We start from the raw sequence: 12,288 nt of genomic DNA on the forward strand, positions 1-12,288 counted from the left end.
ATATTTTTACTATATTGCTTAAACGATCTTATCCGTCAATAACGGTCATTGCGCTATGGTTGAAATATTTCAGAATATCCGTGAAATATACGACTTCACACCACCCTGCGAAGAACTCGCCCCATTCATAGAGTTCTTCTCCGAATCATCAGTGCACAAATCTGAAATGTATTTCAATAATGGCCACGCCAGCGTTAAAATGTTCCCAAGCTGGACTCCTACGCTTTATATCAACCTGGGAGGCTCTTATCAGATCGACCTCGAAAATATCCGCCATACGGTCAACCCAGGACAGGACATTCTCATTTTAAGAAACGGAGAAACCACCCGCTATAATCTGCGCGCAGACCGCATCTACACCATTAAATTCTATCCGGGTGGACTGGAAGCCGTATTGGGCATCAATCAAACCAGCTTTACCAACCAGGTGATAGACCTCAACTACATCCTTCCGCCAAAGCTGCTCATCCAAATGAAACAACCACTATGTTTTCAGGAACGGACCAACCTTGTCCAGTCCTTCCTCCTGAGATCTTCAGGAGCAGCCCGCAAAAAAGATTATTACCTGAAAATGGTCAACGATGCCATAGGAGAGTACTCCGCAACAGGTATGCAGCTGAATACCTCCCAGATCGCCGAAAAACTCTTCCTTACCTCTAAAACCATCAACCGCTACTTCCACCAGGCAGTAGGCATATCCCCCAAAAGCTATTTCTCTATCTTAAGGGCAAGAACAGCCCTCACAGCATTTATGAACAACAAAACCAGCTTTCTGCCCTGGGAATATGGCTACTACGATATGAGCCACTTTAATAAGGAAATGGTCCGCTTTACCCGCCAGAAACTTACCACACAACTGTAATTGTCCGTTTTTTACTTTCTGGCGCCTGGACTTCTTATTTTCTTTGGGTCTGAAATATCTCTTAAATGAAAGCAACCTGTTTCATCTCCCTTCTAATGTGGCTGCTGGCTGGCCAACACGCCTTTAGCCAAAAATATAATGTCACTATCGAACCCTTTCCCGGTATAGTAAAAGCCGATCCCCGCCTTATCCTGAAAACCGGCTACCTCGTAGTCCCCGAAAGCAGGCAAAACCCAGACGGTCCCAAAATAAAGGTCCCCTTTCTGTTTGTTCGCCGCCCCGGTCAGGATGCACAAAAGAATATAATCCTGTACAGCACAGGCGGCCCGGGATACAGTACTACAGCCTTTATCGATAGCATCGCCTATAACTCAGCCTTCCTCAGGTACGGCGGATTTATAGCTTTTGATCAGCGCGGCACCAAAAGAGCACAACCCTGCCTCGATTGCCCCGAAGTGAATGAAGCGCTTAAACGAAGCTATAGAGAACAAAAAAACAAAGACTCACTCGAACTCATTGCCATCACCCAATGCCGCCAACGCCTTCTGCAACAGAATATCAACTTGTCAGCCTACAATACCATCGAATGCGCTGAAGATATAAACGACCTTCGCCTCGCTTTAAACATCGACTCCCTGGTCCTGGCAGGCATCTCCTATAGCGGTGGCCTTATGATGACAGTCGCACGCATTCACCCCGAAGCAGTACGCATGCTCTTTCTTAACTCACCCCTTCCAACCTTCGTTAACTACGAAGAACATAGCTTTCTAAACTTCAACGAAGCGCTTGACAATATCTTCGAAAATGTCAGGCGCGACTCAACTGCTACTCCCGTTTACGGAAACCTCGAAACGCGTTTTCACGAATACTTTACCCATATCACCGGAAAAGAGTTTTGCTTAATTTACTTCGATAAGGAAAAAAAAGATAGCATCCGTATCACCTACACCAAACAGGAACTCCTGGCTACCATTGCAAACCGTATGAACGCCGGACAGGTAAGAACTGTACCTTTCGTTATCAGCGAACTCATAAGCGGCCACCACAAAAACTATGTAACAGAAATACTCGACGAACAATTCTCAGGCGATAAACAGCTCTCGCTCGGCATGCGTTATTCTTTTTATTGCAGCGAACAAATTCAGTACACCAATCCCCGCCTCGAACAACAACAGTTTAACCTGCTGCCTTGGTTCTCCGGATCTAAATTTAACAATGTAGATCAGCCGGCCTGTAATTGCTGGCAGGTAACCCCGGAACCTAACACCACCAAAGAGCCCCTGTATTCCAATATACCTGCAATCATTTCAGCAGGCGACATCGACCCATGGTGCCGCCCTTTCTATAACCGGCTTATTAAAAGATATATGCCTAATAGCCAGCTCCTCACTATTCATGATAGGGGACATGCCCCCGGCTATACCGTAGATAAGGTGGATTATCTGGACTTATTTATGAAAGATCCATATAAAAAACTGACTCCCCAATCCAAAAACATCATCATAGAATAACGACGCATACATCTGTTTACCCCGAAAAACCACAACTGCCCCCTCAACCCGTACTACCCTGAACAGCAAGCCTCATCCCCGGTAATAAATACGCGTTACAAAAACAAAAAACTACTTTTATAAATAAGGGAAATCGGCACAGCAAGCCGGTTTCCCTTATTTAAATCTTAAAAAGAACGCTTCACTCATGGAAGCTGCTTCAGCCTTCAAACACCAATCAGCACATTCAGAAAAGTACGCTTTATATACGGGCGCTAAAGCCGCATTAAACCAGCCTTTAACCCTGGTTTCCAGCCCTCCCTTAACACCACGCAAGCCTGCATTATGCCGATATCTCAGCCAGCCAGGCAATGCCTGCTTTTTCTAACTTGATTATTTCATTTGCGGTCTCCGGGCATCCTCAACTTATTTTAAAACTACTGTAATGGCAACCCCCAAATCTCAGGATTCCCAATTAGTTTTATATCAATACATTTGCACGTTATCACCATACCGTACCATTACCAATAACCATGTCCGATAGTACCCCACATGCCTCCGATAAAAGCCGGGAACGAATAAAACGTGCAATCACTGCCGCCGGCATTGGCGTGTGGGAAATCAATATCCCCGACAACAAAATAAGCTGCGACGGCCGCTGTGCCGCACTTTTCGAATTATCCGGCCAGCACGAGCTCCCCTTCAGCCAGGCGTTTCAGAACTTACACCCGTATGACAAGCCAGCCGTATTGGCCGCTATAAAAAACGCCTTGAGCGGTCACGATAATGGCGCCATCGATATCACCTGCCGTATAATTACAGCAAACGATACCGAACGAAGCATAAACATCGCGGGCACCGCATCTTTTAACGCAGCAGGTATACCAACTGCCTGCTGTGGCATCACCCGCGACATAACAAATAGCCTGAAACAAATAGAAGCAGGTGAAACCCGCTTTCAGCAACTCGTACAGGACGCATCTGTAGGTATGATCCTGCTCGTCGGAGAAGATATGAGGGTCGAAATGGTGAACGAAAGCTATAGCAAACTAATAGGGCATAAAGTGGCAGAGATAATTCACCGCCCCCTTTTTAGCGTCATCCCCGAAGTGGAAAAAGAGTTTCGCCCTATTATCGAATATGTTCGCCAAACCGGCGAAACCTACAACCTTCACAACAAATCTTATACACTACAGGGTGCGGACAATCAAACCATCAAAGGCCATATCTCCGCAGTCTACCAGCCTTATAAAGACCCTAATACAAAAGAATCCGGCGTTATGGTGGTCGTTTATGATGTTACGGAACAGGTGATGGCACGACAAAAGGTCAGGGAAAGCGAAAGCCTCCTGAAGCTGCTTAGCGACTCTGTTCCCGCCATGATCTTTTATCTCGATAACGAACAACGATACACCTCCTATAACGAAACCTTCATGCAATGGTACAAGGTAGATGCCACCCAGGCCATCGGTATCACCGCACGCGAATTCATAGGAGAAACCACCTATAACCGCATCTCGCCCTACCTGCAAAAAGCTTATGCCGGCGAACAACAACGCTTCGAGATCCCAGCCCCCGGCCGGCTTAACCCACACAAATGGCTCAGTATCGTCTATACGCCCAATAAACGCGAAGACGGAAAAGTAATAGGTCTTATCGTACACGCTACAGATATTACCGAAAGCAAACGCAATGAACTGGCCCTGAGAGAAAGCGAAGCCCGCTTCCGCACCATCTTCGAACAGGCGCCCATGGCAATAGCCCTCATGGAAGGAAGCGATATGGTCGTGACGCTCGGTAACGACAAAATGTTCGAGATCTGGGGAAAACCCGCTACGCTTACCGGCCTGCCGGTCATGAAAGTGCTTCCCGAATTGGAAGGACAACCATTCAAAGCTCTGATGGATAAGGTTTACGACACAGGTACCCCGCATTTCGGCACCGGCACGCTGGCAAAGCTTGTTCGCAATGGCATCCTCGAAGACGCCTATTTCGACTTCGTTTACACTCCCGTCCGCAATGCCGAAGGAAACGTTACAGGTATTATGACCCTGGCCACAGAGGTCACAGACCGCCAGTTGGCAAGCCAGGCAATAGCCAGAAGCGAAGCCCGCTTTCGCTCTCTTATCGAAGAGGCGCCTGTCGCTACTTGCTTATTCACCGGCAGAGAACAAACTATTGCCCTCGCAAACGACATGATGCTCCGCGTCTGGGGTAAAGGCAGCGCAGCCATAGGACAACGCCTCGAAGACGCCGTTCCGGAATTGAAAGGACAACCCTTCCTCGATATTCTTGACGAAGTATTTACCACAGGCATACCATATGCCGCAACAGCCGCACGTGCCGAACTGGAGGTGGATGGCGTACTGGGATCATACTACTTTAATTTCACCTATAAACCGCTCTTTAACGAAGCAGGTGAAGTTTACGGTATCATGGATATGGCCGTCGACGTAACAGAAGAGGTCCTTGCTCACAAGACATTGGAAGAAAAGGAAATGTTCCTTAATAACGCTGTAGAGCTGGCAGAACTCGGAACCTGGAGCATCGACATTCCAACCGGTATCATCACTTATTCAGAACGCATGCAACAATGGCTGGGAGAGGCGCAAAGCACGCTCCGATCTCAATCATCCCTGCGCATCGCACCTCATGATAGAGAACGTGTGCGCAACGCCCTCGATAAGGCAATGGAGAAAGAAGGATCAGGCCACTTCGATGAGGTGTATACGATCGTTCACGCCATCACCGGCGTTTCCCGTATCATTCACTCCAGTGGCCGTACCCGGTTCGATGAAAAAGGCAACCCGCTTAATCTCTCCGGTACTGCACAGGACATTACCATGCAACGCGATTTGCAAACGACCCTGGAACAGGAAGTACAAATGCGCACCGAAGAACTGGCTTCAGCCGTCGAAGAACTGCAGGCAACGAACGAAGAACTGGCTAACGCCAACGAACAACTCCTGCGCTCGAACGAAGAACTGGCACAGTATGCCTACGTAGCCAGCCACGACTTGCAGGAACCACTGCGCAAGATTCTTGTTTACACAAGCATGCTTGCCAACGACCGCGAAATGGCGCCAAGAAGTGCCGATCTTATCGCCAAAATTGCAGCCTCTTCCGAACGCATGCGGCTGTTGATCCTTGGTCTTCTCGACTTCTCCCGTCTCCTCGAATCGGATTCCGTATTTCAATATATCGACCTTAATAATGTCGCGAAGGACGTGTTTCATGATTTTGAACTCGTAGCAAGAGAAAAAGGCGCTACGCTTAAAATGGGCAAACTGCCCCGTATCGAAGCGGTAGGACTGCAAATGAACCAGCTTTTCTATAACCTCGTCAGCAATAGCCTGAAATTTACCAAAGCCGGGACGCCGCCTGTAATAACTGTTTCCGCCGAAATGCTTACCCAGGAACAAACGCGTGAATACATCAGAACACCGCTTTCCTTCGCCACCTATTACAAGATCTCTGTAACCGACAATGGTATCGGTTTCGAAAAACAATACAACGACCAGATCTTTGAGATCTTCAAACGCCTGCATGGCCGTGAAATCTATCCCGGGTCAGGTATAGGCCTGGCGCTTTGCCGGCGTATTATCACCAACCATAACGGAGCATTATATACCCGGTCAACACCGGGCGAAGGCGCTACTTTCTGTCTCATCTTACCCCACAAACAGGCAGAGTAACCCGCCTGGGGTAAAATATCACCAAACAAAGAACCCATAAGCTATATATGCCGCCGCCTGTGGCAATACGTCCCGGTCATTTCATTTACCAGGCGCTTACCGGAAGGGTATGGTAATTGCCCTGTTTTATTAAAAAGCGCCTATGAGCATCGTAAAAGTAATTGAGGTAATTGCCTCATCCGAAAAGAGTATCGAAGATGCGTTACAACAGGCTGTAACAGAAGCATCAAAAACCATCCGCAACATAGATTCGGTTTATGTAAAAGACATAAAAGCGCATGTTGCCGATGGCAAGATCAGCAGCTACGGCCTGATATGTAAGATCTCCTTCCGCCTCGAAGAAGGCAATACTGGTGATACCAGTAACACATCGGAAGAAAAAGCCGGTAACACTGCCGAAGAAAAGAAAAAGGAAGCCCCTAAACAACCGGCGTCAGAACAGGCGCCCACTTCCAGTGAACAACCGGTCATACAAGGACAACCAGGTAAAGAAACCGAACGTGGCCAAAGTAAAAGCGCCGCTGGCGTAAAACCCAAAGAAGGCGCCAGGAAAGCCGGGGAAAAACAAAGTGAAGAAAACCAGCAGTCAGATACCTCCGGCAAAGAACCTGACGATAGGGTTACAAACGAAGAGGAGGTAAGCCAGCCTGAAAATCAAAAAGACTTTATTCCCGGTCATTAAAAACAAAACAGACTGCGAGCGTACAGCCAAACGTTCGCAGTCTGTAAAATTTCTTGATAGTCCCAGATATAATTTACATCCTGCCCCAGAATAAGTAAGCTATTATATTGTCAATCACTTAAGGCGTTCGAATACCTATTGCCCTCAAACACTCCTCTTCACGGGCAACTTCAGCTTTGCCGCAGTCCACTCCGTCTTATCTTCAAGAAAAGCAACAAACTTTCCCATACCCACCGACTGACAATGTATCTTAAGTTTTTGCCCTTCATCATCAGTCAATAGTAATAAGCCGGAATTAACACTATAGCGCGCTGAAACAATCTGCTGCCAGGTTGTAACCTTTACCTTACCCCGTATATCTCTGACTTCTATACGCGAATCATCGAAAAGCACATACAGATTGCGATAATATAAAACAGATAAAAGCCCTAATCCACCAAAAAAAAGGAACATAAAAAGCATCAGCCCATACATCAGCATGTCAGGCGCTTCAAGAAAGAATACACCTGCAACAACAATTAAAGAAATCACAAGCGAAACCCATCCAACTATGTTATACAACACATGCATGCGGAGCATAAATTGTCCCTGCTCGTTAGCATTGATCTTTTTCGCCGTGGCGCCTTTTAGGTAAATTAAAAAAGCAGCAACTACACCGCCAACAATTGCACTGGTAAGGAAATTTTCCATTATTGTCCGTTTAGGGTTCTGTGTTTCAAATATAAGAGAAAAAAGCTATTCATGGCCGGGGCCTCCGGAACATGAATAGCCTTTTACAATCATCGTATGAAAGCCTCTCACTTCATTACTTGACTTTAAAGGATATAGCTTGCAGATCTTCCTTACGTGAACTGCCGCCAACCAGCAATTCGTATTCCCCGGGCACAACCTTCATTATACCGGCACTGTCATCCCACCATTCCATTTGTTTGGGCGTGATATCAAATACTATATCCATCTTCTGACCGGTATTGAAATGCACCCGCTTAAAAGCTCTTAGTGTCTTGATAGGGCCGTTTTCATCATCTTTCTTTTTCAGGTAAACCTGCACTACTTCATCACCAGCCAGCTTTCCTGTATTAAACACAGGAACGGTAAGCTTCACAGGCGTTCCTGCTTTTACAGCAGCATTACTTAAAACAGGTTTGCCATATTTAAAAGTAGTATAGCTTAAACCATAACCAAATTCAAACAAAGGCTTGCCCGAAAAATAACGATAAGTCCTGCCTTTCATATTGTAATCTTCAAAGTCCGGCAATTGTGTAGTATCCCGGTAGAACGTCACCGGTAAACGGCCTGCAGGATTGTATTTACCAAACAACACATCCGCCACTGCCTGCCCGCCGGCTTGCCCGGAATACCATGCCTGTACTATTGCAGCGCAATTTTCAGCCTCGTTTACCAACCCTATTGGTGAGCCGGAGCAATCAACCAGCACTACTTTTTTACCTGCCCGCTTCAATGCGGCAATAAGATTGCGCTGCACCAACGGCAGTTGAATATCGGTACGGTCACCTTTCTTAAACCCGGGCAAATTTACGCCCATTTCTTCTCCTTCTAATGAGGGAGAAATCCCCCCTGCAAACACAACTACATCTGCATCTTTTACTTTTGCTATCGATCTCTCGATATCCATTTCCTCTTTATAACCAATATCGAAACTTAACAGCGCATCACCATTGTTATGTTCAAATTCAAACCTTATATCATAACGCTTACCGGCTTCCACTTTCATATTATGGGTAGCCTTTCTCCCGCCATGGTTGGTTTTCATTTCCTTCACCAGGCTGCCATCAACCCAAACACGCAGCATCCCGTTTACATAAAAATCCAGGGTAGCCTGCCCTGATTGATGAGGCCTGAATACACCGGTATAAGTGCCGGAGAAATCAGTCAATGCTACTTTTGGCGCAAATACAGTAGCCCCGGAAGTACATAAATTGAAAGGACTCGTCATGTTTACTGTAGTAACAGGCGCTCCCTTTCTTTCTTTATTATTCCAATATGCAACGGTAATGCCCTTACTATCTTCGCCAATACATTCATTAAACGCACTTTTCATAATGGCGCCATCCACCAATCCGCATCCCTGATCATATACCAGTTGATCACCGGGTGACAAAGCAGCCTTTATACCATCAAGGATGGTGATCGTCCTCGCCGGAGTGCCATTATAATTACCCCACTGCATAATTGAATCCTTGGCATTTGGCCCCATCACGGCAATCTTAAGCCCGCCACTTTTTAAAGGCAGAATGTTCGATCTGTTCTGAAGCAATACAATACTCTTACGCGCCATCTCCAAAGCTATTTTGTTATGCGCTTCAGATGCAACAACATCATAACCTATTTTGGCCCAGGGTACCAGTGAAGGATCATCCATCTCACCAAGCCTGAACCGCGCCATCAACAACCTCCTTACCGATACATTAATAGCCTCCTCCTTTATCAACCCTTGCTTTACTGCATCCGTGAGCGCCCGGTAGCTTGAACCACAATCGAGATCAGTACCGCTGTAAACAGCGCCTGCTGAGGCCGTTGCTGCATCTTTATAAACAGCATGCGCATTTTCCTTAAAGAAGTCTGCAATAGCGCCGCAATCAGCAACAACGATGCCCTTGAATCCCCATTTGCTTCTTAGTATATGCTGCAATAGCTGATCGCTGCCACAACAGGGCTTGCCTTCAAATCGGTTATATGCACACATCACCTCTTGTACGTTGGCCTCCTTCACCAGGGCTTCAAATGCCGGCAGATAGGTCTCATATAAGTCCCTGGGTTTAATGTTAGCTGCATTGAAGGAATGCCTGTTCCATTCAGGGCCGGAGTGCACCGCAAAATGTTTGGCGCAGGCATGCAGCTTATCATACTTCAGGCCGGTATCACCCTGCAACCCGTTTACTACCTGAATACCTAACTCGGCTGTCAGATACGGATCTTCACCATAGGTTTCAATACCTCTTCCCCAACGTGGATCGCGGTATATATTGATAGTGGGTGTCCACATGGTCAAACCTTCATACCTGCCATAGTTACCCTTCGATATATTATAATTGTATTTCGCCCTTCCTTCGTCAGATACCGCATTGAACACCTTCAATACCTGGTCTTTGTCAAAAGAAGCAGCCATACCTATGGGCTGCGGAAACACCGTTGCCAAACCCGCCCTTGCTACACCATGAAGCGCCTCATTCCACCAGTTATACCCTTTCACCCCCAAACGCGCTATAGGCTTCGACACATCCTGCATCAACGCTACTTTTTCCTCCAGCGTAAGACGATGAAGCAGGTCTTCTACTCTCTGTTCAAAAGATAAATGATTGTCCTGAAACGGATATGTTGTGCTTTGCGCCCTTGATAAGGTACAAACACACATCAGCCCAATAAATAAAGAAATATACCGCATAAGTAAAGCATTATAACCTATCAAAAACGAAGAGGCTGTCGGTTTCATCTCAACAGCCTCTCCACCATTTCTATTACTGATCCTCTTACAAAAAACGCTTAGGACCTTTTATTGCTGAGGCAGCCCATAACCATTTTTGATCTTGCCGTTCGATTTGCTGACCGTTTCAAATGGAATAGGGTAGAAGTACCTTGGAGGATCGTCGCTTGATTTTATTCCGGAAAGAATATTTCTGTCATAGCTGGTTTCATTGTTCATGATATCTACAGCCCAGTTGGTAACAGTATAGCCATCTGCTTTCAGGGCAGTAGCTTCAGTGCTCGTTGGGTTGATATAAGTGAACAAACCTTTAATGGCCACATTATGGTTAGTGCCCTTTACCTTACTGGCCACCGCCGATGTACTCCAGTTATACTGCCCTCTCCAACCCGGAAAAAGCGCAGGATTGGTAACATCTGTACAATCATAAGTAAGTGGATTATCCAGCTTAACACTTTTCACAAGGATATAGTTTGAAATGATATTGCCATTTGCAAACCTGTAATATCCCTGTGAACGCAGCCCCGCGATCATAGCCTTCATTTCATTACGAACAGCAACCGCCTTTTCAGAGAACTTGCCCGCACGTATCAGATCCCAGCGGCGTGAACCTTCGCCAAACAGCTCCAGCTTTCGCTCCTGCAAGATCGCTTCCTTCAACGCATCACCAGATAAACCGGCAATATTATGGGCCGAATTTCCGAATGCTCTTTCACGGATCTGGTTAACCAGGGTAATAGCATCGCTCTTTCCTAACTCTGCCTTAGCCTCAGCAAGCAACAGTATCACATCCGCCATCCTCAATACAGGATAGTTGATCCCCGACTGCCTTTGAGAAGCAGAATAGGGAGGATTCATACGGTTGTCATCCCATTTGTTTAAAGAAATCCCGCCATCGAGTTTTGAGCCCGGTTTAAAATTAAGCATAGATTCATTACCATCACCGGTGCTGCCGGTTACAGTGATACTAACATCCCTGCGTTTGTCGTCCGCCTCATATTCACCATAATAAAAGGTGGGAATAGCGCGAACAGCCGCAAATACTTTACAAGGAGCCGCATTGGAACTGCCCCCGTTAGAAGGACGGCCAAAATTATAAGGATGATCACTGGTCGTTGTCTGCCCGCTTTGCCCACCCTGGATATTACCGATCTCAAACAAGGATTCAGGGCTTACCTGCAGGTTATGCATGTATTGAAAATGACGCTGGAACGGGTTCTTGGTAACGGTTCTGTCGTCAGAAGTGATCAGGTAAACGCTTCCTTTAGTATCGATGGCAGCCTGCAGATATTGCTCTGCTATCTTATAATAATCCAGGTAATCAACGCGTCTTGCATATTTACAGCCACGGTCTTCTTTACCTTTCGCAGTGAACTGAACCTTACCATATAGATCAGGCATATCAGTACGTATGGTCTGGTAACCACCGGAATAAAGCGCGATCTGTCCAATCAAAGCATTTGCAAAAGTCCGGGAAAGACGTTCCGCCGTAATACCACCTTCACCAATCTTATACATCAGCGGCTCAACTGCTTTAAGGGAAGCAATCAACTCATCATAAATATCGAAACGGGAGGTCAGCGTATAGTTGTCTACATAAGTATTCTCATACCCATAAGGCACATCACCGTAATATTTCACAAGGTTGAAGTAGCAAAAAGCTCGCAGCGTAATAGCCTCACCATACAGCTGTGTCCAGTCCGAAGCACTGCCAGATGCCACCGCGGCTTTATATTGGGCCTTTTCAGCAATAACTTTAGCCACCTTCGTAGCACGTGCAAGTGTACTGTAAAGGTTGTTGAACGGGTCCCTCATCGCATCCACAGTCATAGCCTCCGATTGCATAATGGCATTCAGGTTATTGGTAGAAGTGGCCTCAGGATACATCTCCGCATCAGAGCCGATAGGATCATTCCAGCTATATAACGATACCGCACAGTTCTGACGATAGTTCGCATAACACCACGATAGGGTTTTAAAGGTCTCCGCCGTAGTAGAGGTTACAAATTCATCATCAGTATTCGAAGGCGATGAAGTATCCAGGTATTGCTTGCATTGTGTGAACAAAGAACATAGCAGCAATACAAACGTATAATTTATTATTTTTTTCATGA

The 12,288-nt window shown here is 46.4% G+C and carries 7 protein-coding genes; 4 read left to right on the forward strand and 3 right to left on the reverse strand.

All coding sequences use genetic code 11. The features are described 5' to 3' along the window. Window positions 1-55: 55 nt before the first annotated feature. From ESB13_RS04485 to ESB13_RS23905, 4 genes are all read left to right on the forward strand, one after another. Entirely contained in the window at window positions 56-862 is an 807-nt protein-coding gene (locus tag ESB13_RS04485) for a helix-turn-helix domain-containing protein (protein ID WP_129001825.1), read from the forward strand. Between the two features lie 65 nt (window positions 863-927). Then, a complete protein-coding gene (locus ESB13_RS04490) occupies window positions 928-2,373 on the forward strand; it encodes an alpha/beta fold hydrolase (RefSeq protein WP_129001826.1) in 1,446 nt (481 codons plus the stop codon). A 512-nt stretch (window positions 2,374-2,885) separates the two neighbouring features. Continuing rightward, a complete protein-coding gene (locus ESB13_RS04495; RefSeq protein ID WP_129001827.1) occupies window positions 2,886-6,047 on the forward strand; it encodes a PAS domain-containing sensor histidine kinase in 3,162 nt (1,053 codons plus the stop codon). A 142-nt stretch (window positions 6,048-6,189) separates the two neighbouring features. Continuing rightward, the gene (locus ESB13_RS23905; RefSeq protein WP_220399546.1) at window positions 6,190-6,729 is read left to right on the forward strand and encodes a dodecin family protein; all 540 of its coding nucleotides are present in this window, start codon (window positions 6,190-6,192) and stop codon (window positions 6,727-6,729) included. 144 nt (window positions 6,730-6,873) lie between these two features. Here ESB13_RS23905 and ESB13_RS04505 read toward each other — a convergent pair whose 3' ends face one another. The 3 genes from ESB13_RS04505 to ESB13_RS04515 all read right to left on the reverse strand — a co-directional run bounded on the left by ESB13_RS04505 (window position 6,874) and on the right by ESB13_RS04515 (window position 12,286). After that, entirely contained in the window at window positions 6,874-7,419 is a 546-nt protein-coding gene (locus tag ESB13_RS04505; protein WP_129001828.1) for a hypothetical protein, read from the reverse strand. A gap of 115 nt (window positions 7,420-7,534) precedes the next feature. Beyond that, window positions 7,535-10,135 (reverse strand): xylan 1,4-beta-xylosidase, encoded by a 2,601-nt coding sequence (gene xyl3A, locus ESB13_RS04510; protein ID WP_129001829.1) that lies wholly within the window; start codon window positions 10,133-10,135, stop codon window positions 7,535-7,537. 108 nt (window positions 10,136-10,243) lie between these two features. Beyond that, window positions 10,244-12,286: a RagB/SusD family nutrient uptake outer membrane protein gene (locus tag ESB13_RS04515; RefSeq protein ID WP_129001830.1), complete on the reverse strand. Its 2,043-nt coding sequence runs from the start codon at window positions 12,284-12,286 to the stop codon at window positions 10,244-10,246. Window positions 12,287-12,288 lie beyond the last annotated feature (2 nt).

Source organism: Filimonas effusa (assembly GCF_004118675.1).
GTDB classification, from domain to species: domain Bacteria; phylum Bacteroidota; class Bacteroidia; order Chitinophagales; family Chitinophagaceae; genus Filimonas; species Filimonas effusa.

Bases quoted from the DNA above. Each gene is read 5' to 3' on its own strand.
- ESB13_RS04485 (WP_129001825.1), top strand. From the start codon at position 56: ATGGTTGAAATATTTCAGAATATCCGTGAAATATACGACTTCACACCA.
- xyl3A (WP_129001829.1), bottom strand. From the start codon at position 10,135: ATGCGGTATATTTCTTTATTTATTGGGCTGATGTGTGTTTGTACCTTA.
- ESB13_RS04495 (WP_129001827.1), top strand. From the start codon at position 2,886: ATGTCCGATAGTACCCCACATGCCTCCGATAAAAGCCGGGAACGAATA.
- ESB13_RS04515 (WP_129001830.1), bottom strand. From the start codon at position 12,286: ATGAAAAAAATAATAAATTATACGTTTGTATTGCTGCTATGTTCTTTG.
- ESB13_RS04505 (WP_129001828.1), bottom strand. From the start codon at position 7,419: ATGGAAAATTTCCTTACCAGTGCAATTGTTGGCGGTGTAGTTGCTGCT.
- ESB13_RS04490 (WP_129001826.1), top strand. From the start codon at position 928: ATGAAAGCAACCTGTTTCATCTCCCTTCTAATGTGGCTGCTGGCTGGC.
- ESB13_RS23905 (WP_220399546.1), top strand. From the start codon at position 6,190: ATGAGCATCGTAAAAGTAATTGAGGTAATTGCCTCATCCGAAAAGAGT.